This is a genomic window from Streptomyces lasalocidi (assembly GCF_005280215.1).
In the GTDB taxonomy this organism is placed as follows: Bacteria; Actinomycetota; Actinomycetes; order Streptomycetales; family Streptomycetaceae; genus Streptomyces; species Streptomyces longwoodensis.
Map to the genome: position 1 here is coordinate 1,817,924 of NZ_SZNQ01000001.1, position 23,057 is coordinate 1,840,980.

Annotated in this window: 20 protein-coding genes and 1 riboswitch; of the genes, 11 read left to right on the forward strand and 9 right to left on the reverse strand. The window is 74.6% G+C overall.

Annotation, left to right across the window (positions count from 1 at the left end):
• Position 1: 1 nt before the first annotated feature.
• Together E4U91_RS08130 and E4U91_RS08135 are read right to left on the reverse strand one after the other, a co-directional pair.
• Complete coding sequence (locus tag E4U91_RS08130; RefSeq protein WP_137306205.1) at positions 2–187, reverse strand: hypothetical protein; 186 nt, start codon at positions 185–187, stop codon at positions 2–4.
• 44 nt (positions 188–231) lie between these two features.
• Positions 232–717, reverse strand: coding sequence for an Asp23/Gls24 family envelope stress response protein (locus E4U91_RS08135; RefSeq protein WP_174867771.1), 486 nt, complete (start codon positions 715–717; stop codon positions 232–234).
• A gap of 89 nt (positions 718–806) precedes the next feature.
• On the opposite strand from E4U91_RS08135, the gene E4U91_RS08140 reads away from it, so the two are divergent.
• A complete protein-coding gene (locus tag E4U91_RS08140) occupies positions 807–1,583 on the forward strand; it encodes a nucleopolyhedrovirus P10 family protein (RefSeq protein ID WP_137306206.1) in 777 nt (258 codons plus the stop codon).
• 39 nt (positions 1,584–1,622) lie between these two features.
• Here the strand turns inward: E4U91_RS08140 and E4U91_RS08145 are convergent, their stop codons facing one another.
• The 3 genes from E4U91_RS08145 to E4U91_RS08155 all read right to left on the reverse strand — a co-directional run bounded on the left by E4U91_RS08145 (position 1,623) and on the right by E4U91_RS08155 (position 4,720).
• Complete coding sequence (locus tag E4U91_RS08145; protein WP_137306207.1) at positions 1,623–2,414, reverse strand: enoyl-CoA hydratase/isomerase family protein; 792 nt, start codon at positions 2,412–2,414, stop codon at positions 1,623–1,625.
• A gap of 162 nt (positions 2,415–2,576) precedes the next feature.
• Entirely contained in the window at positions 2,577–2,798 is a 222-nt protein-coding gene (locus E4U91_RS08150) for a helix-turn-helix domain-containing protein (protein WP_067232444.1), read from the reverse strand.
• 323 nt (positions 2,799–3,121) lie between these two features.
• Positions 3,122–4,720 (reverse strand): ABC-F family ATP-binding cassette domain-containing protein, encoded by a 1,599-nt coding sequence (locus E4U91_RS08155; protein ID WP_137306208.1) that lies wholly within the window; start codon positions 4,718–4,720, stop codon positions 3,122–3,124.
• 185 nt (positions 4,721–4,905) lie between these two features.
• Here E4U91_RS08155 and E4U91_RS08160 point away from each other — a divergent pair, with 185 nt between their 5' ends.
• Positions 4,906–5,319, forward strand: coding sequence for a VOC family protein (locus E4U91_RS08160; protein WP_137306209.1), 414 nt, complete (start codon positions 4,906–4,908; stop codon positions 5,317–5,319).
• 220 nt (positions 5,320–5,539) lie between these two features.
• Here E4U91_RS08160 and E4U91_RS08170 read toward each other — a convergent pair whose 3' ends face one another.
• The 3 genes from E4U91_RS08170 to E4U91_RS08180 all read right to left on the reverse strand — a co-directional run bounded on the left by E4U91_RS08170 (position 5,540) and on the right by E4U91_RS08180 (position 9,257).
• Entirely contained in the window at positions 5,540–6,865 is a 1,326-nt protein-coding gene (locus tag E4U91_RS08170) for a hypothetical protein (protein WP_168218080.1), read from the reverse strand.
• Between the two features lie 343 nt (positions 6,866–7,208).
• Positions 7,209–8,342: an alpha/beta hydrolase gene (locus tag E4U91_RS08175; protein ID WP_137306210.1), complete on the reverse strand. Its 1,134-nt coding sequence runs from the start codon at positions 8,340–8,342 to the stop codon at positions 7,209–7,211.
• A gap of 210 nt (positions 8,343–8,552) precedes the next feature.
• Positions 8,553–9,257 carry a class II aldolase/adducin family protein gene (locus E4U91_RS08180; RefSeq protein WP_137306211.1) on the reverse strand — a complete coding sequence of 235 codons (705 nt, stop codon included), beginning with the start codon at positions 9,255–9,257 and terminating at the stop codon, positions 8,553–8,555.
• Positions 9,258–9,505: 248 nt separating this feature from the next.
• Between E4U91_RS08180 and E4U91_RS08185 the strand changes: the two genes are divergently transcribed.
• The 9 genes from E4U91_RS08185 to cobI all read left to right on the forward strand — a co-directional run bounded on the left by E4U91_RS08185 (position 9,506) and on the right by cobI (position 22,267).
• Complete coding sequence (locus E4U91_RS08185; protein ID WP_137306212.1) at positions 9,506–10,813, forward strand: inorganic phosphate transporter; 1,308 nt, start codon at positions 9,506–9,508, stop codon at positions 10,811–10,813.
• 31 nt (positions 10,814–10,844) lie between these two features.
• Positions 10,845–11,066, forward strand: coding sequence for a hypothetical protein (locus E4U91_RS08190; RefSeq protein WP_067232427.1), 222 nt, complete (start codon positions 10,845–10,847; stop codon positions 11,064–11,066).
• A 136-nt stretch (positions 11,067–11,202) separates the two neighbouring features.
• Positions 11,203–11,342: riboswitch (cobalamin riboswitch) on the forward strand.
• Positions 11,343–11,443: 101 nt separating this feature from the next.
• Positions 11,444–12,388 (forward strand): cobalamin biosynthesis protein, encoded by a 945-nt coding sequence (locus E4U91_RS08195; RefSeq protein WP_137306213.1) that lies wholly within the window; start codon positions 11,444–11,446, stop codon positions 12,386–12,388.
• Positions 12,385–13,893, forward strand: coding sequence for a cobyric acid synthase (locus E4U91_RS08200; RefSeq protein ID WP_137306214.1), 1,509 nt, complete (start codon positions 12,385–12,387; stop codon positions 13,891–13,893). The genes E4U91_RS08195 and E4U91_RS08200 overlap by 4 nt, the downstream gene beginning before the upstream one ends.
• Positions 13,890–17,543 carry a cobaltochelatase subunit CobN gene (gene cobN, locus E4U91_RS08205; RefSeq protein WP_174867773.1) on the forward strand — a complete coding sequence of 1,218 codons (3,654 nt, stop codon included), beginning with the start codon at positions 13,890–13,892 and terminating at the stop codon, positions 17,541–17,543. Before E4U91_RS08200 ends, cobN begins: the two co-directional genes overlap by 4 nt.
• Positions 17,540–19,549, forward strand: coding sequence for a putative cobaltochelatase (locus E4U91_RS08210; protein WP_137306215.1), 2,010 nt, complete (start codon positions 17,540–17,542; stop codon positions 19,547–19,549). The genes cobN and E4U91_RS08210 overlap by 4 nt, the downstream gene beginning before the upstream one ends.
• On the forward strand, positions 19,549–20,148 hold the full coding sequence (gene cobO, locus E4U91_RS08215) for a cob(I)yrinic acid a,c-diamide adenosyltransferase (protein ID WP_137306216.1): 600 nt from the start codon (positions 19,549–19,551) through the stop codon (positions 20,146–20,148). Before E4U91_RS08210 ends, cobO begins: the two co-directional genes overlap by 1 nt.
• Positions 20,145–21,536, forward strand: a complete 1,392-nt coding sequence (locus E4U91_RS08220) for a cobyrinic acid a,c-diamide synthase CobB (RefSeq protein WP_168218081.1) — start codon at positions 20,145–20,147, stop codon at positions 21,534–21,536. Before cobO ends, E4U91_RS08220 begins: the two co-directional genes overlap by 4 nt.
• A complete protein-coding gene (gene cobI, locus E4U91_RS08225) occupies positions 21,521–22,267 on the forward strand; it encodes a precorrin-2 C(20)-methyltransferase (RefSeq protein ID WP_137306218.1) in 747 nt (248 codons plus the stop codon). The genes E4U91_RS08220 and cobI overlap by 16 nt, the downstream gene beginning before the upstream one ends.
• A 17-nt stretch (positions 22,268–22,284) precedes the next feature.
• Here cobI and E4U91_RS08230 read toward each other — a convergent pair whose 3' ends face one another.
• Positions 22,285–23,013 carry a ZIP family metal transporter gene (locus E4U91_RS08230; protein WP_137306219.1) on the reverse strand — a complete coding sequence of 243 codons (729 nt, stop codon included), beginning with the start codon at positions 23,011–23,013 and terminating at the stop codon, positions 22,285–22,287.
• Positions 23,014–23,057 lie beyond the last annotated feature (44 nt).

The following is a 23,057-nucleotide window of genomic DNA, read 5'->3' on the forward strand; positions in this document are numbered from 1 at the left end:
GTCACCGCCGCCGGTCGTCGCGGGCGCGGAAGAAGTCGCCGAATTCCAGGTCCCCTTCCAGGAACCGGCCGACGACGAACCCGACGGCGCCGAGCGCCGCCACCAGCAGGAAGGCTCCGAAGCCGCCGAAGTACCCGGCGAAGCCCAGCGCCATGCCGACGATCAAACCGACCACGGCCATGCTCAACGTGCTCTCCCTTCAGCCCGTACGACAGTCCGGCCGCCGACGGGTCACTGGATCCGGGGCTCCGGCTCGTCGTCCTCTTCCTCGGGCAGCTTGACGTCGCTCACGGCGATGTTGACCTCGACGACCTCGAGCCCGGTCATCCGCTCTACGGCCGCGACGACGTTCTCGCGGACGTCGCGCGCGACGTCCGCGATCGCGGCACCGTAGTCCACCACGATCTCCAGGTCGAGCGCGGTCTGCACCTCGCCGACCTCGGCCTTCACTCCGCGCGCCGCGGACTTCGAGCCGCCGGGCACCCGGTCCCGCACGGCGCCGAAGGTGCGGCTGATGCCGCTGCCCATGGCGTGCACGCCGACGACGTCGCGTGCGGCGAGGCCGGCGATCTTCTCCACCACCCCGTCCGCGATGGTCGTCCGGCCCCGTCCGGCCGGGTCCCCTCCCCCGCGCCGCGGGGTCTTGCGGACCTGTGCCGGCGTGTCCGCGCCGTCGTCGGGAGTCTGCGTCCGGTTCCGCTCCGTCATCTCGGTCATCGCCGTACGTCCCTTTTTCGATGGTCGTCCTGTACCCACCGTAAGCGCGGTTGTCCGACTTCGCTCCGGGGATGCGGCAGGCTGGAGGAATGACGACGGCGGACGAATGGACGCGGGCAGTGCGCGCGCAGGTGGGTCTGGGCAGGCTGCTGCCCCTGGGCGGGCCGCGGGACGGCGCGTGGATCACGGAGGACGCGGCGGCGACGGTGCTGCGGGCGGCGGGGCGGGAGGTGCCCGGGGTGCGCCTGGGCAGGCTCCGGGTGGGCCCGGCGGACGCGGCCGGAACCGGGCGGGAGGAAGCCGGGCAGGAGGCGTACGGGCCCGTCGTGCCGGTTCCGCCGAGCGGGCTGGAGCCGGGGCCGTTGCGGGTGTCGGCGGAGTGCGCGGCGGGTCCGGCGGAGCCGTTGCCCACGGCGGCCGCGCGGCTGCGGGTGGTGCTGGCCGCGGCCGCCGCCGAGCGGCTGGGCCTGACGGTGACCGAGGTGGACGTGCGGGTGACGACGCTGCTGGACGAGGACCCGGCGCCCGAACCCGCGCCGGAGCCCGGACGGGAGCGTGAAGCGGCGCGGCTCGACGTCCCCGACGGCGGCGACGAGGCGCGCGTGGCGCTCGTCGCGCTCGACGTTCCCGGGGTGTCCGGGCTGACCGGCCGCCTCGGCGGGCTCGGCCGGGCCGTCCATCTGGAGTACCCCCGTCCGGGTGAGACCCGGGAGGCGGCGGCCCTGCCGCGGCGTCACGCGCGCGTGGAGCTCTCCCTGCGCCCCGGCCACCGGGCCGTGGACGTGGCCCGGCAGGTCAGGGCGGCGGTGAGCGAGGCACTCACCGACCATCCGACCGTGGCCGTCGTGATTACGGCAATCGGGTGAACGTGCGGTGAGCCGGCCGGCTCCGCCCGGGCCCGGGGGTCACTCGCCGAGGCCCGCCAGGGCGCGCAGGCGGCGGGACTGGGCGGCGCGTTCGGCCGCGCGCTGCTCGTCGTAGGTGCGGTCCGCGGCGCCCTGGAGCAGCGCCTTGGTCTCGATCACCGCGTCGCGCGGGGCGGCGAGGATCGCGGACGCCAGTTCGCCGACGGTCGCGTCGAGCTGGTCGACGGGCACGGCGAGGTTGGCCAGCCCGGTGCTCACCGCCTCCGCCGCCTGCACGAACCGCCCGGTCAGGCACATCTCGACCGCGCGGCCGTAGCCGACGAGGGAGACCAGCGGGTGGGTGCCCGTCAGGTCGGGCACGAGGCCCAGGCCGGTCTCGCGCATCGCGAACTGCACGTCGTCGGCGACGACGCGCAGGTCACAGGCGAGGGCCAGCTGGAAGCCCGCGCCGATGGCGTGCCCCTGGACGGCGGCGATCGACACGAGGTCGCTGCGCCGCCACCAGGTGAAGCCCTCCTGGAACCCGGCGATGGCGGAGTCGAGTTCGGCGTCGCCGCTGCGCGCGAGGTCGATGAAGGACGGCTCGCCCTCGATGCCCTCGGGCGTGAACATCTGCCGGTCGAGGCCGGCGGAGAAGGACTTGCCCTCGCCGCGCAGCACGACGACCCGCACGGCGCCCGGCAGCAGCCGGCCGGCCTCGGCCAGCGCACGCCACATCGCGGGGCTCTGGGCGTTGCGCTTGGCCGGGTTGGCCAGCGTCACCGTGGCGAGCGCGTCGTCGACGGTGAGACGTACGCCGTCCTGGTCGAGGAGCGGTTCGGACGAAGCCATGCGGTGCCTCCGGTGCGTGCGGTCAGTCAGCGGTCAGCTAAGTGACTGCACAGTAACCACCCGGCCGGGCGGGAATGCCCCCAGGGCCCCTGTGGAGCCCCCGTGGAACCAGGGGTCCGGCCGACCGGGTGGCCACCAGCGGAGCCGATGGGCCGCCCGGGCTCAGGACGCCGGGGTCTTCTTGCCCCGCGTCGCCCCGCCACGCCCACGGAGCGTGACGCCCGACTCACTGAGCATCCGGTGGACGAAGCCATACGAGCGGCCGGTTTCCTCGGCCAGCGCTCGGATGCTCGCACCGGAGTCGTACTTCTTCTTCAGGTCTGCCGCGAGCTTGTCGCGCGCGGCGCCGGTCACCCGGCTGCCCTTCTTCAGAGTCTCGGCCACCCGTGCCTCCTCATGGGAAGTGCGCTCTGGTCTCCTCATGATCACCCCTCCGGGGCGTGATGGCCACCCATTCGGCAAGGTCCGTACGACACGGTTGTGACGACAGGAGCGCGTCCCCACGAACGGAATGTGTGATTCCGCACACAGTCGTCCGCAGGGTCGAACGTCCGTCCACACGAATCAGCAGGTCAGGGACGCACGACGGCCGGTCGCCCCGGAAGAGGGGGACCGGCCGGAAAATGCGTGTAGGACACACCTCGATACGAGGAGATCTCACACAGATGAGGGATCACCGATGGGCCGAATGATCCACCCGGAGTGGATCACGCCAGCGCGACCAGGTCGGCGTAGTCGGAGCCCCAGAGGTCCTCGACGCCGTCGGGCAGCAGGATGATCCGCTCGGGCTGGAGCGCCTCGACGGCCCCCTCGTCGTGGGTGACGAGGACGACGGCGCCCTTGTAGGTGCGCAGCGCGCCGAGGATCTCCTCGCGGCTGGCCGGGTCGAGGTTGTTGGTGGGCTCGTCGAGCAGCAGGACGTTGGCCGAGGAGACGACCAGGGTGGCGAGGGCCAGCCGGGTCTTCTCGCCGCCGGAGAGGACTCCGGCCGGCTTGTCGACGTCGTCGCCGGAGAACAGGAACGAGCCGAGCACCTTGCGGACCTCCACGAGGTCCATGTCGGGGGCGGCCGAGCGCATGTTCTCCAGGACCGTGCGGTCCGCGTCCAGGGTCTCGTGCTCCTGGGCGTAGTAGCCGAGCTTGAGGCCGTGGCCGGGGACGACCATGCCGGTGTCCGGCTGCTCGACGCCGCCCAGCAGCCGCAGGAGGGTGGTCTTGCCGGCGCCGTTGAGGCCGAGGATGACCACCCGGGAGCCCTTGTCGATGGCCAGGTCGACGTCGGTGAAGATCTCCAGCGAGCCGTACGACTTGGACAGGCCCTCGGCCATCAGCGGGGTCTTGCCGCAGGGCGCGGGCTCGGGGAAGCGGAGCTTGGCGACCTTGTCCTGCATGCGGACGTCGTCGAGACCGGCGAGCAGCTTGTCGGCGCGGCGGGCCATGTTCTGCGCGGCGACCGTCTTGGTGGCCTTGGCGCGCATCTTGTCGGCCTGCGAGTGCAGGGCGGCGGCCTTCTTCTCGGCGTTGGCCCGCTCGCGCCTGCGGCGCTTCTCGTCGGCCTCGCGCTGCTGCTGGTAGAGCTTCCAGCCCATGTTGTAGACGTCGATCTGGGAGCGGTTGGCGTCCAGGTAGAACACCTTGTTGACGACCGTTTCGACCAGGTCGACGTCGTGGGAGATCACGATGAAGCCGCCGCGGTAGGTCTTCAGGTAGTCGCGCAGCCAGATGATCGAGTCCGCGTCCAGGTGGTTGGTCGGCTCGTCGAGCAGCAGGGTGTCCGCGTCGGAGAACAGGATGCGGGCCAGCTCGATGCGGCGGCGCTGACCGCCGGAGAGCGTGTGCAGGGGCTGGCCGAGTACCCGGTCGGGCAGGTTCAGCGCGGCGGCGATGGTGGCGGCCTCGGCCTCGGCGGCGTACCCGCCCTTGGTGAGGAACTCCGTCTCCTGGCGCTCGTACTGCTTCATCGCCTTGTCGCGGGTGGCGCCCTGGCCGTTGGCGATGCGCTGTTCGTTCTCGCGCATCTTGCGCAGCAGGACGTCCAGGCCGCGCGCGGAGAGGATGCGGTCGCGGGCGAGCACGTCGAGGTCGCCGGTGCGGGGGTCCTGCGGGAGGTAGCCGACCTCGCCGGAGCGGGTGATGGTGCCCCCGGCGGGTTGGCCCTCGCCCGCCAGGCACTTGGTGAGGGTGGTCTTGCCGGCGCCGTTGCGGCCGACCAGGCCGATGCGGTCGCCCTTGGCGACGCGGAAGGTGGCGTTCTCGATGAGGACGCGGGCGCCGGCGCGCAGCTCGATACCGGTGGCGGAGATCACGGACAGACTCCAGGGCGGGGAAGGGGCGGGATGGACGGCTGAGGACGATCCCGTCGTCTAATGCGCGAGGAGAATGGCCATGGGCCCCAGTCTAACGGGGGTGTGCAACGGCTTTTCCCGGACCGGAGGGACGGATCACCGGGGACCACGACGGACCAGCGACGGATCACGAGGGAGTGAGCGGTATGACCGGCACGAACGGCACCCGGCCGAGCATCTACCCGACCCTGCTGTACGCCGACGCGAAGGCGGCGATCCGGCAGCTCACGGAGGCGCTCGGGTTCACCGAGCTGTCGGTGTACGAGGGCGAGGACGGCACGGTGCTGCACGCCGAGCTGGTGCAGGGCAACGGCGTGGTGATGCTCGGCTCCAAGGGCCGCGGCGGCGTCTTCGACGCGGCGATGAAGAACGCGGGCACCACCGGGGTCTACGTCGTGGTGGACGACGTCGACGGGCACCACGCGCACGCGGTGGAGCACGGCGTGGACGTCCTGATGCCCCCGAACGACCAGGAGTACGGCTCCCGGGACTACATGGCCCGGGACCTCGAGGGCAACGTGTGGAGCTTCGGCACGTACGCCCCCGAGATACCGGCCTGACGGCGCCGGCCGGGCGCCTGCGCTAGGGGGTGTCTCGTCGATCAGGCCGGATCAGAGAGCGGCGTCCGGTGCCGTGCATCGCAAGGCGGAGGAGGGCGGCGATGCGGAGCGGTGGGGGCCCCTCCCGCTCGAGCGGAGCCGAGAGCGGGGGAAACCGACGACAACGCGGCGAGGCGCGGCACCGGACGCCGCGAGCCCGGCCTGATCGACGAGACACCCCCTAGTGGCCGCCGGTGTGCACCTGGAAGGCGGCGCGGCGGACGGCCTTGGCGAGCGCCGGGTCCGGGTGGGCGGCGGCCAGCGCGACCAGCACCTGCACGGTGCGCGGGTGCCCGGCCGCCCGGACCTCCTTGAGCAGCGCGGGTACGGTCGGCTGGAGCGCCGACTCCAGGTGCCGCACCAGCATCGGCGCCTCGCCGTGGTCGGCGACGGCCGCCGCGGTGTCGACCCACAGCCAGGTGGCCTCCTCGCGGGTCAGCACCTCGTGGGCGTCCTCGGGGTCCACGCCGTCGTGCTCGGCGAGCCACAGCAGGGCGTACGGCCGCAGCGCGGGCTCCTCGACGACCGCGCGGACGTCGGGCTCGGCCGGGGCGCCGACCACGCGCAGCGCCTCGAAGGCCAGGCCGCGCAGCAGGGCGTCCTCGCCGCGGGCGGCGGCCAGCAGCTCGGTGACGGCGCTGCCGACGGGGCGGGCGGCGAGCCAGGCGCGGTACTCGGCGCGGGCGGCGTTGGGGCGCAGCTGGGCGCAGCCGCGCAGCATGTCCTCGGCGGGCTGCTCGATGTTGCCGGCGGGGCTCTGCGCGGCCACGCAGATCTGCTCCAGCTTGACCCACACCGCCCAGCTGCCGAGCGGGGTGAGCGTGGCCTGTCCGTCGCCGTAGGTGAGGGCGCCCACGGAGGCGAGGGCGTGCAGGGCCCAGTCCAGGAGCGGGGCGAGTTCGGCGGCCCGCGCGGGGTCGGCCGGTTCGCCCTCGCTCTCGGCGGGTCCGGCGGCGGCGGCCAGGGCGGGGCGCGCGGGCGCGTCCGGGGCGGCGGCCCCCGCGTCGGCGGCGTCGGCGTCGTAGACGACCTCGCAGCGCTCGGTGCGCAGTTCCGTGACGCGCTGGCGCAGCAGGTCCAGGAGCTGGTCGACGGGGACGGGCCCGGCGGACAGCTGGAGGAAGGAGAGCACCTGGGGCATGGCCGAGACGACCTCGGCGACGGTGGCGGCCTCCTGGTCCCCGGGTTCGGGGGTGGCCAGCGACCAGGCGTCGAACAGGGCGACCCAGCCGCGCAGCACGGCGCTGTCGTCGCGGTCCCAGGCGCGCAGCCGCCAGCCGGGGCGGGCGCTGTCGCCGTGCACCTCGATCAGACCGGCGAGGCGGGCGGTGTCCCAGTCGGCCCGGACCCGGTCGGCGGTCAGACCGAGGTCGCGGGCGGCGCGTTCGGCGGTCGCGTCGGCCAGGGTGGCCTTGCCGTCGGCGGTCGCCGCTTCGCTGCCGGGGCCGAGGGCCGCGTCGGCCCAGCGGGCGACCCGGGCGGCGGGGGCCAGTCGGGAGCGAGCCATTCTGGCCAGCTCCGCGGGGGCGGGCGTGCCCTCCGGCGGGCGGGGCGCGGGGCGGCGCGGGCGCCGCTGGTTCACAGCTGAGGGGGCGGCGGCCAGGGGTCGGGGGCGGACGAGTCGAAGCCTGGAGTCGCGCGGGATACGGGACGTCACGGGTGCAGTCTTCCGGTTGACGGTCCGAAAACCCAAACGGAACGTCACGGGGGGCTACGGGACTGGCCAAGGGGTGGCGCCGGGACGGGAGGTGACAGGGGTGTTCCGGCCAGTCGTACGGCACTAAACGGAACCGTTCCGCCCGCCCTGTCGGTGCGGGGTCGGCGCGGGTCCCGGTGCGGGTGCCGGGGGCTCACATCAGGGGGGTGAGGAAGCGGCGCAGGACCTCCTCGTAGGCGCCCGGGTCGGCGTTCCACATCGCGGCGTGCGGGGCGTCCCGGACGGTGTGCAGGGAGACTAGGTCGGGGCGCCGGGCGGCGAGGCGGCGGGAGAGCCGCCACGGGGCGACCGTGTCGTCGGGACCGTGGACGATCAGGGTCGGCACGGCCAGCCGGGCGGGGTCGAACGCGGGGCGGCCGCGGTCGGGGCCGAGTCCCAGTCCGGCGCGGCCCTGGGCGGCCCGCACGGCCAGGGGCAGCAGGACGCCCGGGGCGTGACGGGCGGCGGCGAGGGCGCGCAGGGTGGTCCGCCAGTCGAGGACCGGGGAGTCCAGCACCAGGCCGCTGATCCGGTCGCGCAGCCCGGAGCGGTCGGCGGCGCGCAGCGCCATGGTGGCGCCGGTGGACCAGCCGAGCAGGACGACGCGGTGGGCGCCGTGGTGGACGGCGTAGCGGATCGCGGCGTCCAGGTCGCGCCACTCGGTCTCGCCGAGGTGGTTCAGGCCGTCCGGGGAGCGGGGGGCGCCCAGGTCGCCGCGGTGGGCGAGGGCGAGGACGGGCAGGTGGCGGCGGGCCAGGAAGCCCATGAGGTTCAGGGCGTGCTCCCGGGTGGTGCCCAGGCCGTGCACGGCGATCACCCAGGTGCGGCGGGAGCCGGGCAGGAACCAGGCGGGGAGCGGGCCGAGTTCGCCGGGCACGTCGACGTCGGCGTGGTCCAGGCCGAGGGCGCCGCGCGGGTCGCCGACGTAGAGGTTCGGGGTGAGCCAGACCGCGTCGCCGGGGCTGAGGGTGCCGTGGGTGACGCGTTCGAGCCGGCGCACGACCGTGTCGGCGGACTGGGCCGCCCGGTCGAGGACGGGCCCGACGACCGCGTGGGAGCCGTCGCCGGCCAGGCCGTAGGTGCCCGGGCGCCGACTGGCCAGGTGGCGGGTGAGGACGATCTGGCCCGCGGCGGTGCCGTGCACGGTGAGCCGGGGCTCGGTCGGCAGCGGGCGGCCCGGGGGCGCCTTCAGCGCGGCGTCGCTGGCGAGGCGGCCGGCGGCGACGCTCGCGGCACCGGCGGCGAGGGCTGCGGTGACGGCGACGGCCGTCGCTTTGACAGGGCGCACGGGTCCAGTGTCCAGGTCCCGTGCGCGTACGGCCAGCGGTGGGCCACGACGAGTCACCGGGGGTGGGGCGGGTGCGTCCGGCTGGGGCGGGGTGCGGTCGCGTGGGCGGGTGCGGGTGCGTGGGGGGTGTTCGCGCAGTTCCCCGCGCCCCTTGGAGGTCGGGACACCGGGCTCGGCCGTGCCTCCGCGCCCCTTCGCGGCACGCGACGGTCAGCCCCGTTGGCCGTAACCGCGGAGCTTCTCCGTGACCTCGGTCAGTTGGTCGTGGGTCAGGAGGGTGGGGGTCAGGTGGGGGACCGAGGACGCCGTGAGCCAGAGGCGGCACATCCACTCCAGCTGGGCGGTGCGGTCGTAGGCCTGGTCGAGGCCGGTGCCGTGGGTGAGGGTGCCGTGGTTGCGCAGGAGGCAGCCGGTGCGGCCGTCGAGGGCGCGCAGGGCGTTCGCGGCCAGTTCGGCGCTGCCGTACGTGGCGTAGGGGGCGACCCGGACGGGGCCGCCGAGCGCGGCCGCCATGTAGTGGACCAGCGGCAGCTCCTCCACGAGCGTGGAGACGGCGGTGGCGTGCACGGCGTGGGTGTGGACGACCGCCGTGGCGTCCGTCGCTTCGTATACGGCGAGGTGCAGCGGCAGTTCGCTGGTCGGGACGAGGGTGCCGAGCACCTGGCGGCCGCCCAGGTCGACGCCGGTCACGTCGTCCGGGGTGAGCCGGTCGTAGGGGACGCCCGAGGGGGTGACCAGCACGATGCCGCCGGTGCCGCCCGTGCCGCCGACGCGCACCGAGACGTTGCCGGAGGTGCCGACGACCAGTCCGTCGGCGACGGTGCGGCGCGCCGTGGCGACCAGCGCCTCCCAGGCGGCGGAGACCTCGCCGCCCTGGTCGCCGCGGTCGGTCCGGTCGCCCCGCTGTTCGCTCATGCCGCGATCCTCCCAGGTGGCCGCGCGGTCCGGCGGTCCGCCCGTGGCCCGCCCGTGGTCCGCCTGTGACGGGAATCTCCTCACCGGTCCCCCGGGGCCCGCCGCGCCCGCTCCCCCAAGCCCGGCGCGGGCGGTGCGGACCGACAACCGGCCAGACGGACACCACGACGCCCTCCCCAGTTCATCTTCCGTTCACCCACGTTGCCTACGGTCAACCGACCGATGACTTCGAACGATTGCCTGGGTAAATGGAAAGCTTCTCGCTGATCCTCGCGATTGTGGTGGTAACCGCACTCGCGTTCGATTTCACGAACGGTTTCCACGACACCGCCAACGCGATGGCCACGACCATCTCGACCGGCGCGCTCAAGCCCAAGGTCGCGGTGGCCATGTCCGCCGTGCTCAACCTGGTGGGCGCATTCCTCTCGGTGGAGGTCGCCAACACGATCTCCAAAGGTCTCGTCGACGAGACCGGCATCCGTCCCGAGGTCATCTTCGCCGCCCTCGTCGGCGCGATCCTCTGGAACCTCCTGACCTGGCTGGTGGGCCTGCCCTCCAGCTCCTCCCACGCCCTGATGGGCGGCCTGGTCGGCGCCACCATCGCCTCGGCCGGCTTCGGCGCGGTCCACGGCGACGTGCTCGTCACCAAGGTGCTGATCCCCGCGGTCGCCGCCCCGATCGTGGCCGGTGTGGCCGCGGCCTTCGCGACCCGCCTGTCCTACCGGGTCGGCCGCAGCGCCGACGGCAAGGCGGCCCAGAAGGGCTACCGCGCGGGCCAGATCGCCTCCGCCGGCCTGGTCTCCCTCGCCCACGGCACCAACGACGCCCAGAAGACGATGGGCATCATCACCCTCGCGCTGGTCGCCGGCGGCGCCGTCGCCCCCGACTCCGACCCTCCCACCTGGGTCATCCTGTCCGCCGGCCTGGCCATCGCGCTCGGCACCTACATCGGCGGCTGGCGCATCATCCGCACCATGGGCAAGGGCCTGACCGACCTGGCGCCGCAGCAGGGCTTCGCCGCCCAGACCAGCGCCGCCACCGCCATCCTGGCCTCCTCCCACCTGGGCTTCTCGCTGTCCACCACGCACGTCGTCTCCGGCTCGGTGATGGGCGCGGGCCTCGGCCGCAAGGGCGGCGTCGTGCGCTGGTCCACCGCGACCCGGATGTTCATCGCCTGGGGCCTGACGCTGCCGGCCGCCGCGCTGGTCGGCGCGCTCGCCGAGTCGGTCACCGACCTCGGCGACTGGGGCACGGCCGTCGTGGCCGTCTTCCTGATCGCCTCCAGCGCGGCCATCTGGAAGATCTCCCGCCGCCAGGTCGTCGACCACACCAACGTCAACGACGCCGAGGAGCCGGCCGGCGTGGTCACCGCCGCGATGGCGGCCGTCACCCCGCCCCCGGCGGGCCTCCCGGCCACCGACGAGCCGTCGGCGGTCATCCCCTCCCCGGCCGTGGCCTCCCCGGCCGTGCCCTCCCCGGTCGTGGCCGCCCCCGTCGGGGCCACGGCGACCGCCGCCCTCGCCGCGGAACCGGCCGCCCCGCCGGCCGCCGTCTGAGCCCGCCCCGGCCTGAAGGAAGAGAAGCAGCATGAAGATCGACTGGGCAGCCCTGGGCTCCGTCTTCGGCGTCAGCCTCGTGGTCACCGTGGGCCTCGTCGCCCTGTTCACCCTCGGCGTGGCGGGCCTGTCCGCCCGTGAGCGGGCCCAGGCCCGGGGCGGCTCGGCCGCCCTCGCGGTCACCGGCGCGTACGCCTGCTTCGCGGCGTGCGCGGCGGCGGTGGCGTACGGCATCAGCCTGATCGTCGCCTGAGTCCGGCCGCATCGTCGTAGCAGGACCACGCAACGCGGGGTGCCCCTCGGGCACCCCGCGTCGCTGTGACCCCGCAGGCCCCTTCCGTGTGGGCCTCCACACACTCCTCCGCCCCAGGTCAACGGCAAGTTGACGGTCGTTCGGGGGGCGTGGTGGACTGCCGGGGCCATGTACGGCGGCAAGGAGAGGAAGCCGGTGCGAGTCCGGCGCGGTCCCGCCACTGTCACCGGGGTGCGAACCCCGGGAGCCAGGAACTCTCACCGCCGGTCTCGTCGAACCAGGGCGTGGACACCCTGAGTGAGGACATACCGCCATGCTCGGCTGCCATGTGAGGACCACCACCCGGCCCGCCCCCGCGCGCACGGCCGGCTGAGCCGATGGGTGCCGATCGCTCGTACGCGTACGGCGCCGCCGCCGGCCTCCTCGGTGACCTGCTCCTCGGTGACCCGCGCCGCGGGCACCCGGTCGCCGCGTTCGGACGCGCGGCCGCGGCCGTGGAGCGGGTCCTGTGGCGCGACCACCGCGGCTGGGGCGCCCTGCACACCGCCGTGTGCGCCGGGGGCGCCGTCGCCCTCGGGGCCGTCGCCGAACGGGCCGTGCGCCGCTCCCCCGCCGCCTCCGTCGCCCTGACCGCCGCCGCGACCTGGGCGGTCGTCGGGGGCACCTCGCTCGCCCGCGAGGCCGACACCATTGGGCGGGCCCTGCGGGACGGGGACGTCGACGCGGCCCGCGCGCGGCTGCCGCACCTGTGCGGCCGCGACCCGCAGGCGCTGGACGCCGACGGGATCGCCCGGGCCGTCGTGGAGTCCGTCGCCGAGAACACCTCCGACGCCGTGGTCGGCGCCCTGGTGTGGGGTGCCGTCGGCGGGGTGCCGGGGCTGCTCGGCTTCCGCGCGGTGAACACCCTGGACGCGATGGTCGGCCACCGGTCGCCGCGCTTCCTGCGCTACGGCTGGGCCTCCGCCCGCCTCGACGACGTCGCCGGCTGGCCGGGAGCCCGGCTGACCGCCGTGCTCGCCACGCTCGCGGGGCCCGACCCGCGCGGGGCGGTCCGCGCCTGGCGCGCCGACGCCGGCCGCCACCCCAGCCCCAACGCCGGTCCCGTGGAGGCCTCGTTCGCGGGCGCGCTCGGCGTGCGCCTGGGCGGGACGCTCTCCTACGGCGGCCGGGTCGAGCACCGGCCCGTGCTCAACGGGGCCGCCGGGCGCCCCGTCGCCGTCACCGACATCGACCGGGCCGTACGGCTGTCCCGGCGCGTCGGCCTGCTCGCGCTCGGCGTCACGGCCGGGGCCCGCCTGCTGTGGAAGGGACGTGGGAAGTGAACGGGGGACTCCTGGTCGCCGGTACGACCTCCGACGCCGGCAAGAGCGTCGTCACCGCCGGGATCTGCCGGTGGCTGGTGCGCCGCGGCGTGAAGGTGGCGCCGTTCAAGGCGCAGAACATGTCGCTGAACTCGTTCGTGACGCGCGAGGGCGCCGAGATCGGGCGGGCGCAGGCGATGCAGGCGCAGGCGTGCCGGATCGAGCCGACCGCGCAGATGAACCCGGTGCTGCTCAAGCCCGGGGGCGAACAGAGCAGCCAGGTCGTGCTGTTGGGCAAGCCGGTGGGCGAACTGAGCGCACGCGGCTACCACGGCGGACGCCAGCAGCGGCTGCTGGGCACCGTGCTGGACTGCCTGGCCGAGTTGCGGGGCACGTATGACGCGGTGATCTGTGAGGGGGCGGGCAGCCCGGCCGAGATCAACCTGCGGCGCACCGACATCGTCAACATGGGGATCGCGCGGGGCGCGCGGCTGCCGGTGCTGGTGGTCGGCGACATCGACCGCGGGGGCGTCTTCGCCTCCTTCTTCGGCACCGTGGCCCTGCTCGCGCCCGAGGACCAGGAGCTGGTCGCCGGGTTCCTGGTGAACAAGTTCCGCGGCGACGTGTCGCTGCTGGAGCCGGGGCTGGACATGCTCCACGGCCTCACCGGGCGGCGCACCTACGGTGTGCTGCCGTTCCGGCACGGGCTCGGCATCGACGAGGAGGACGGACTGAGGGTGTCGCTGCGCGGCACCGTGCGCGAGTCCACGGTCAGTCCGCCCGTCGGGGAGGACGTGCTGCGGGTCGCCGTGTGCGCGATCCCGCTGATGTCCAACTTCACCGACGTGGACGCCCTCGCCGCCGAACCGGGCGTCGTGGTGCGGTTCGTGGACCGGCCCGAGGAACTGGCCGACGCCGACCTGGTGATCGTCCCGGGCACCCGCGGCACCGTGCGGGCGCTGGCCTGGCTGCGCGAACGCGGCCTGGCCGACGCCCTGGTGCGCCGGGCCGCCGAAGGGCGCCCGGTCCTCGGCATCTGCGGCGGCTTCCAGATCCTCGGCGAACACATCGAGGACGAGGTCGAGTCACGGGCCGGCGCGGTCGACGGGCTCGGCGTGCTGCCCGTGCGGGTGCGGTTCGCCCGCGAGAAGACCCTCACCCGGCCGGCCGGACAGGCCCTCGGCGAGCCGGTCGAGGGGTACGAGATCCACCACGGCGTCGCCGACGTGCTGGGCGGAAAGCCCTTCCTGGACGGCTGCCGCGTCGGCCACACCTGGGGCACGCACTGGCACGGCTCGCTGGAGTCGGACGGCTTCCGGCGGGCGTTCCTGCGCGAGGTGGCCGCCGCCGCGGGCCGCCGCTTCGTGCCGGCCCCCGACACCTCGTTCGCCGCGCTGCGCGAGGAGCAGCTCGACCGGCTCGGCGACCTGATCGAACAGCACGCGGACACGGACGCGCTGTGGCGGCTCATCGAGTCGGGCGCGCCGCAAGGACTGCCTTTCATTCCACCGGGAGCGCCCGCATGAGCACAGTGTTGTTGTTGTCGACCGCCGACACCGATCTGCTGGCGGCCCGGGCCTCCGGCGCCGACTACCGCATCGGCAACCCCACCCGCGTCGACGTCGCCGGGGAACTGCCGGACCTGCTGCGCGGCGCGGACCTCGCCGTGGTGCGGCTGCTCGGCGGCAAGCGCGCCTGGGAGGACGGGCTGGCCGCGCTGAAGGCGTCCGGCGTCCCGACGGTGCTGCTGGGCGGCGAGGCCGTGCCGGACGCGGAGCTGATGGCCGAGTCCAGCGTGCCCGCCGGCGTGGTCGCCGAGGCGCTGAAATACCTGGTCGAGGGCGGCCCCGCGAACCTGCTGGAGCTGTCCCGGTTCCTCTCCGACACCGTGCTGCTGACCGGCGAGGGCTTCGCCGAGCCGCACCGGATGCCGGAGTACGGCGTGCACGACGGGTACGAGCTGCGCGACGGACGCCCCACCGTGGGCGTGCTGTTCTACCGGGCGCACGAACTCAGCGGCAACACCGCCTTCGTGGACACCCTGTGCGGGGCGATCGAGGCCCACGGGGCCAACGCCCTGCCGGTGTACTGCGGTTCGCTGCGCGGGGCCGACGCCGGGCTGTACGAGCTGCTGGGCCGGGCCGACGCGCTGGTCGCCACCGTCCTCGCGGCCGGCGGCACGCACGCCTCGCAGGCGTCCGCGGGCGGCGACGAGGAGTCGTGGGACGTCGGCGCGCTCGCGGAGCTGAACGTCCCCGTGCTGCAGGGCCTGTGCCTCACCTCGTCGCGGAGCGCCTGGGAGGAGTCCGACGCGGCGCTCGCGCCCATGGACGCCGCGATGCAGGTCGCGATCCCCGAGTTCGACGGCCGGCTCATCACCGTGCCGTTCTCCTTCAAGGAGCAGGGTCCGGACGAGGTCCCGGTGTACGTGGCCGACCCCGAGCGGGCGTCCCGCGTCGCCGGGATCGCCGTGCGCCACGCGCGCCTGCGGCACAAGCCGAACGCCGAGAAGAAGATCGCGCTGGTCTTCACCGCCTACCCCACCAAGCACTCCCGGGTCGGCAACGCGGTCGGCCTGGACACGCCCGCCTCCGCGGTGCGGGTCCTCGACGCGCTGCGCGACGCGGGCTACTCGCTCACCGAGTACCCCGACGGCGGCGACGAGTTGATCCACCGGCTGATCGAGGCCGGCGGCCACGACGTGGAGTGGCTGACCGAGGACCAGCTCGCCTCCGCGCCCGCCCGGGTGCCGCTCGCCGACTACCGGGAGTGGTTCGGCAGGCTCGACCCGGAGCTGCGGGACGCGATGACCGAGGCGTGGGGCGAGCCGCCGGGCTCCCTGTACGTCGACGGCGACGACATCGTGCTGGCCTCCCTGCAGTTCGGGAACGTCGTCGTGATGATCCAGCCGCCGCGCGGCTTCGGCGAGAACCCCATCGCCATCTACCACGACCCCGACATGCCGCCCTCGCACCACTACCTGGCCGCCTACCGCTGGCTGGACAACAGCTTCGGCGCCGACGCGATCGTGCACATGGGCAAGCACGGCACGATGGAGTGGCTGCCCGGCAAGGGCCTCGGTCTGGGCGCCGGGTGCGCGCCGGACGCCGTGCTCGGCGACCTGCCGCTGGTCTACCCGTTCATCGTGAACGACCCCGGTGAGGGCACCCAGGCCAAGCGGCGCGGGCACGCCACGGTCGTCGACCACCTGGTCCCGCCCATGGCCCGCGCCGACACCTACGGCGACCTCGCCAAGCTGGAGCAACTCCTCGACGAGTACGCCCTGGTGAGCGACCTCGACCCGACCAAGGCGCCGGCCGTACGGGCGCAGATCTGGACGCTGGTCAAGGCGGCCGAGCTGCACCACGACCTGCACGTCGACGAACAGCCGGACGACGAGACGTTCGACGAGTTCGTCATGCACATCGACGGCTACCTGTGCGAGATCAAGGACGTCCAGATCCGCGACGGCCTGCACATCCTCGGCGGCGGCCCGGTCGGCGAGCCCCGGGTGAACCTGGTGCTGGCCGTGCTGCGCGCCTCCCAGGTGTGGGGCGGGCAGGCGAACGCGCTGCCGGGTCTGCGGGCCTCGCTGGCCGCCCACTTCGGGCTGGACGAGAAGGAGCTGCTGGCCGAGCCGGGCGCCCCGGTGAAGGTGCCGGTGGAGCTGACCGACCTGGTGGAGGGACCGGCCCGCACCGCGTCCGACGCGGTCGACCTGCTGGAGCAGCTGTGCCGGCGGCTCGCGGAGGGCATGGAGGAGCGCGGCTGGGACGTCTCCCCCGTCCGGGGCCTCGTCCGCGACGTCCTCGGCACCGAACTCCCCGACGCCGTCGCCGTGCTGGAGTTCGCGTGCACCGAGGTCGTGCCGCGCCTCGCCCGTACGACCGACGAGATCGGGCACATCCTGCGGGCCCTGGACGGCGGTTACGTGCCCGCGGGCCCGTCCGGTTCGCCCACGCGCGGCCTGGTCAACGTGCTGCCGACGGGCCGCAACTTCTACTCCGTCGACCCCAAGGCCATCCCCTCGCGCCTGAGTTGGGAGGTCGGGCAGTCCCTGGCGGACTCCCTGGTCGCCCGGTACCTCCAGGACACCGGGGAGTACCCGAAGTCCGTCGGGCTCACCGTCTGGGGCACCTCCGCGATGCGCACCCAGGGCGACGACATCGCCGAGATCCTGGCGCTGCTGGGCTGCCGCCCGGTGTGGGACGACGCCTCGCGCCGGGTGACCGGCTTCGAGGTGGTGCCCCTCGCCGAGCTGGGCCGGCCGCGCATCGACGTGACGGTCCGCATCTCCGGCTTCTTCCGGGACGCGTTCCCGCACGTCGTCGGGCTGATCGACGACGCGGTGCGGGCCGTCGCCGAGCTGGACGAGCCCGCCGACCGCAACTTCGTGAAGGCGCACGCCGACGAGGACACCGCCGCGCACGGCGACCGGCGCCGGGCCACGGCCCGCGTCTTCGGCTCCAAGCCGGGCGCGTACGGCGCCGGCCTGCTGCCGCTGATCGACGCCCGCAACTGGCGCTCCGACGCCGACCTCGCCGAGGTGTACGCGGTGTGGGGCGGCTACGCCTACGGGCGGGGGCTCGACGGGCGGGCGGCGCGCGGGGACATGGAGACCGCGTTCAAGCGGATCGCGGTGGCGGCGAAGAACGTCGACACCCGCGAGCACGACCTGGTCGACGCGGACGACTACTTCCAGTACCACGGCGGCATGGTCGCCATGGTCCGGCACCTGACCGGCGCCAACCCCGAGGCGTACGTGGGTGATTCGGCGACGCCCGACCAGGTCAGGACGCGCACGCTGGGCGAGGAGACGCACCGCGTGTTCCGCGCGCGCGTGGTCAACCCGCGCTGGATGGCGGCGATGCGCCGGCACGGCTACAAGGGCGCCTTCGAGATGGCGGCGACCGTGGACTACCTGTTCGGCTACGACGCCACGGCGGGCGTGGTCGACGACTGGATGTACGAGAAGCTCAGCGCCGAGTACGTCTTCGACCCGGAGAACCGGGACTTCATGAAGAAGTCCAACCCGTGGGCGCTGCGCGGGATCACCGAGCGGCTGCTGGAGGCGGCGGACCGGGGCCTGTGGGCCGAGCCGGACGCGGACACGCTGGAGCGGCTGCGGGCCACCTACCTGGAGCTCGAAGGCGACCTGGAGGGCGACGACCAGTGACCACCCCCTTCCCCTTCACCGCCGTCGTCGGTCAGGACGACCTGCGGCTCGCGCTGCTGCTGAACGCCGTCTCGCCGGCCGTCGGCGGGGTGCTCGTGCGCGGCGAGAAGGGCACCGCGAAGTCCACCGCCGTGCGCGCCCTGTCGGCGCTGCTGCCCGCGGTGGCCGTGGTGCCCGGCTGCCGGTTCTCCTGCGACCCGGCGGCCCCGGACCCCTCGTGCCCCGACGGGCCGCACGAGCCGGGTCCGGGCGCGCACCGGCCCGCCCGCATGGTCGAACTGCCCGTCGGCGCCTCGGAGGACCGGCTGGTCGGCGCGCTCGACATCGAGCGGGCGCTCGCCGAGGGCGTCAAGGCGTTCGAGCCGGGCCTGCTGGCCGACGCGCACCGCGGCATCCTGTACGTCGACGAGGTCAACCTGCTCCACGACCACCTGGTCGACCTGCTCCTGGACGCGGCGGCGATGGGCGCCTCGTACGTGGAGCGCGAGGGCGTCTCGGTGCGGCACGCGGCGCGGTTCCTGCTCGTCGGCACCATGAACCCCGAAGAGGGCGAACTGCGGCCGCAGTTGCTCGACCGGTTCGGGCTGACCGTGGAGGTCGCCGCCTCCCGCGAGCCCGACCAACGGGTGGAGGTGGTCCGGCGCCGGCTCGCGTACGACGACGACCCGGCCTCCTTCGCCGCGCGCTGGGCCGGCGAGGAGGCCGCCGTACGGCAGCGGATCGTGGCGGCGCGGGAGCTGCTGCCGCAGGTGCGGCTGGGCGACGGGGCGCTGCGGCAGATCGCGGCGACCTGCGCGGCGTTCGAGGTGGACGGCATGCGCGCGGACATCGTGATGGCGCGCACGGCGACCGCGCTGGCCGCGTGGGCCGGGCGGACCGACGTGCTCGCCGAGGACGTGCGGCAGGCGGCGCTGCTCGCGCTGCCGCACCGGCGCCGCCGCAACCCCTTCGACGCGCCCGGTCTGGACGAGGACAAGCTGGACCGGACGCTGGAGGAGTTCTCCGGCGAGTCCCCCGACGACGACCCCGACCCGGATCCCGACGGTCCGGGCGGCGGCGGTGGCGGGCCGGCGCCCGACGCGGGTCCGCAGGGCGGCGGCGACACCGGGGCGCGCCCCGAGGAGGGCGACGGCGGTGAGCCGCAGCCGTCCGGGGCGGGCGCGGGTGAGCAGCCGGCGGCGCGGGCCGCGGAGCCGTTCCGCACCAAGGCGCTGAGCGTGCCCGGCATCGGCGAGGGCGCCGCCGGGCGGCGGTCGCGGGCGCGGACCGAGCACGGCCGCACCACCGGCGCCCGGCGCCCCCGGGGCGCGCTGACCAAGCTGCACCTGGCCGCCACCGTGCAGGCGGCGGCCCCGCACCAGCGGGCGCGCGGCCGGTCCGGGCCGGGTCTGGTGATCCGCCGGGACGACCTGCGGCAGGCGGCCCGGGAGGGGCGCGAGGGCAACCTCGTGCTGTTCGTGGTGGACGCCTCCGGGTCGATGGCGGCGCGGCAGCGGATGAGCGCCGTGAAGGGGGCCGTGCTGTCGCTGCTCCTGGACGCCTACCAGCGGCGGGACAAGGTGGGGCTGGTGACCTTCCGGGGCTCCGCCGCCGATGTGGCGCTGCCGCCGACCTCGTCGGTCGACGCGGCCGCGGCACGGCTGGAGTCGCTGCCGACCGGGGGCCGCACGCCGCTGGCCGCCGGGCTGCTGAAGGCGCACGAGGTGCTGCGCGTGGAGCGGCTGCGGGACCCGGCGCGCCGGGCGCTGGTCGTACTGGTGACCGACGGGCGGGCCACTGGCGGCCCGGAGCCGGTGGCGCTCGCGGGGCGGGCGGCGCGGCTGTTCGCGGCCGAGCAGGTCGCGTCGGTGGTCGTGGACTGCGAGTCGGGGCCGGTGCGGCTCGGGCTCGCGGGGCAGCTCGCGACCGAGCTGGGCGGTACGGCCGTCACGCTCGACGAGCTGCGCGCGGACGCGATCGCCGGGCTGGTCAAGGACGTTCAGGGAACGAGCAGGAGGGCCGCTTGATGCCGCAGGGACAGCCGAGTGTCGTACCGGACGACGGTCTGACGACCCGTCAGCGCCGCAACCGTCCGCTGGTCGTCGTGCACACCGGCGTGGGCAAGGGCAAGTCGACGGCCGCCTTCGGGCTCGCGCTGCGGGCCTGGAACCAGGGGTGGCCGATCGGGGTGTTCCAGTTCGTCAAGTCGGCGAAGTGGAAGGTCGGCGAGGAGAACGCGCTGCGCGTGCTCGGCGCCTCCGGCGAGGGCGGCACCGTCGACTGGCACAAGATGGGCGAAGGGTGGTCCTGGGTCCAGCGCGATGCTCAGATGGACAACGAGGAGAAGGCCCGCGAGGGCTGGGAGCAGGTCAAGCGCGACCTCGCCGCCGAGACGTACCGGCTGTACGTGCTGGACGAGTTCGCCTACCCGATGCACTGGGGCTGGGTCGACACCGACGAGGTCGTCTCCGTGCTGCGGGATCGGCCCGGCACCCAGCACGTGGTGATCACCGGGCGCAACGCCCCCCGGGAGCTGGTGGACTTCGCCGACCTGGTGACCGACATGTCCAAGGTCAAGCACCCGATGGACGCCGGCCAGAAGGGCCAGAAGGGCATCGAGTGGTGACCTCCCCGTCGTCCGTGCCCCGGCTGGTGGTCGCCGCGCCCTCCTCGGGCAGCGGCAAGACCACCGTCGCCACCGGGCTGATGGCCGCGTTCGCCGCGCGGGGGCTCGCCGTGTCCCCGCACAAGGTGGGCCCGGACTACATCGACCCCGGGTACCACGCGCTCGCCACCGGGCGGACCGGCCGCAACCTCGACGCGTACCTGTGCGGACCGGAGCTGATCGCCCCGCTGTTCCTGCACGGGGCGCGCGGGTGCGACCTCGCCGTGGTCGAGGGAGTGATGGGGCTGTACGACGGGGCCGCCGGGGAGGGTGAACTGGCCTCCACCGCGCAGGTCGCGAAGCTGCTCGGGGCGCCGGTGGTGCTGGTGGTGGACGCCTCCGCGCAGTCGCGGTCGGTGGCGGCGCTGGTCCACGGGTTCGCCTCGTGGGACCCCGGGGTGCGGATCGGGGGCGTGATCCTGAACAAGGTGGGCTCCGACCGGCACGAGGCGCTACTGCGGGAGGCGTTGGAGTCGTGCGGGGTGCCGGTGCTCGGCGCACTGCGGCGGGCCGAGCCGGTGAATGTGCCTTCGCGGCACCTGGGGCTGGTGCCGGTTGCCGAACGGCGGGCCGCCGCGGTCGACTCCGTCGCGGCGATGGCTGATCTGGTCGTACGAGGGTGTGACCTGGGCGCGTTGGAGGCACTCGCCCGGGGTGCCGGTGCCGTACCAGGGGGCGCCGCCCCCTGGACCCCCGGCTCGCCCACCCACGACCACCCGTCTCGGTCGGTCGAGAGGCGCGGGTCGAAGCCCGTGGTCGCCATTGCCGGTGGTGAGGCGTTCACCTTCTCCTACGCCGAGCACGCCGAACTGCTCGCCGCCGCCGGGGCCGAGGTCGTCACGTTCGACCCGGTGCGGGACGAGCGGCTCCCCGAGGGGACGCGGGGGCTGGTGATCGGCGGCGGGTTCCCGGAGGTGTACGCCGGGGAGCTGTCCGCCAACGAGCCGCTGCGCAAGGCCGTCGCCGACCTGGCGTACTCCGGCGCCCCCGTGGCCGCCGAGTGCGCGGGGCTGCTCTACCTGTGCCGGGAGCTGGACGGGCAGCCGATGTGCGGGGTGCTCGACGCGACCGCCCGCATGACGGACCGGCTGACGCTCGGCTACCGGGACGCCGTGGCCGTCGGGGACAGCGCGCTGGCCGCGGCCGGGACCCGGATGCGGGGCCACGAGTTCCACCGCACCGTCGTCGAGCCCGGCGCCGGTGCCGCTCCCGCCTGGGGCGTGCGGGCGCCCGTACGGCGGGTCGAAGGCTTCGTGCAGCACGGCGTGCACGCGAGTTATCTGCACACGCACTGGGCGTCCGAGCCCGGTGTCGCCCGTCGGTTCGTGGAGAGGTGCCGGACGTCATGAGCAGCAGCAGGTTGATCGGGATCGGGGTCGGTCCCGGGGATCCGGAGCTGGTGACCGTCAAGGGCGTCAACGCCCTGCGGGCCGCCGACGTCGTCGTCGTGCCGGTGATGGACACCGGGGAGCGGGGGCGCGCCGAGGCGACGGTGCTGCACTACGTGCCCGCGGAGAAGGTGCTGCGCGTGGTGTTCGCGCTGAACGAGCGCACCGACCGGGCGCGCCGCGAGGCCGCCTGGGACGAGGCCGGCCGGACGGTCGCCGAGCTGCTCGGGCGGCACGGCACGGTCGCGTTCGCCACCATCGGCGACCCGAACGTGTACTCGACCTTCACCTACCTCGCGCACACCGTCGGGGAGCTGGTGCCGGGCGTGGCCGTGGAGACCGTGCCGGGCATCACCGCCATGCAGGACCTGGCCGCGCGCTCGGGCGCCGTCCTCACCGAGGGCACCGAACCGCTGACGCTGGTGCCGGTGACCGCCGGGTCGGCCGTGCTGAAGGAGGCGCTGGCCGGGCCGGGCACCGTGGTGGCGTACAAGTTCGGCCGGCACGCCGCCGAGGTCGCCGAGGTGCTGCGGGAGACCGGGCGGCTCGACGACGCCGTGTGGGGCGCCTCGCTCGGGCTGCCCGAGGAGAGCATCCGGCCGGCGGCCGGGATGGACGCCGAGCCGCTGCCGTACCTGTCGACGCTCATCGCGCCCGCGCGGCGCGACGGCGGCCGGGGCGGCAAGCTGTGAGCCCCGCCGCCGCCCGGTCAGCTCGCCAGGCCCACCACCAGCCAGATGAAGGCCGTACCGGCGACCGTGCACAGCAGGGTCGAGCGGGCCGGGTGGGCGTGGTGGGCCTCGGGCAGGATCTCGGCGGCGGCGAGGTAGAGCAGCGCACCGCCGAAGAGGCCGAGATAGCCGCCGAGCAGTTGCTCCGGAATGGTGACGAACGCCGTCGAGGCGGCGCCGACCACCGGGGCCACGGCGTCCGCGAACAGCATGGTCAGCGCCTTGCGGCGGGCGTTCCCGTACAGGCTCGTGATCGTGTACGTGTTGAAGCCGTCGGCGAAGTCGTGGGCCACGACCGCCAGCGCGACCGCGGTGCCCATGCCGCCGCCGACCTGGAAGGCCGCGCCGATCGCGACGCCGTCCATGGCGCTGTGGCCGACCATCGCGGCCGCGGCCGTCAGGCCCACCTCGGGGGCGCGGTGGCCGTGCTCCCCGGCGCCGTGCGCGGCCGTGCGCCCGGCGAGCAGGTGCTCCATCAGGTGGGCCAGCAGGAAGCCGGCCACGAACAGCAGCAGCGCGGCCGGTACGCCGAACACCTCAGCGCCGGCCGCCTCCAGGGCCTCCGGCAGCAGGTCCAGGCCGACCACGCCGAGCATCAGCCCGCCGGCCAGGCCCAGCACCAGGTGGCGACGGTCGGTCACCCGCTGTGCCGTCCAGCCGCCGGCCAGCGTCATCAGGAACGCGCCGAGCGCGACGAGGACCGCCATGGCCCCTTCGTATCCGATCAACCCCCGGCCGCGCACATCCGGCC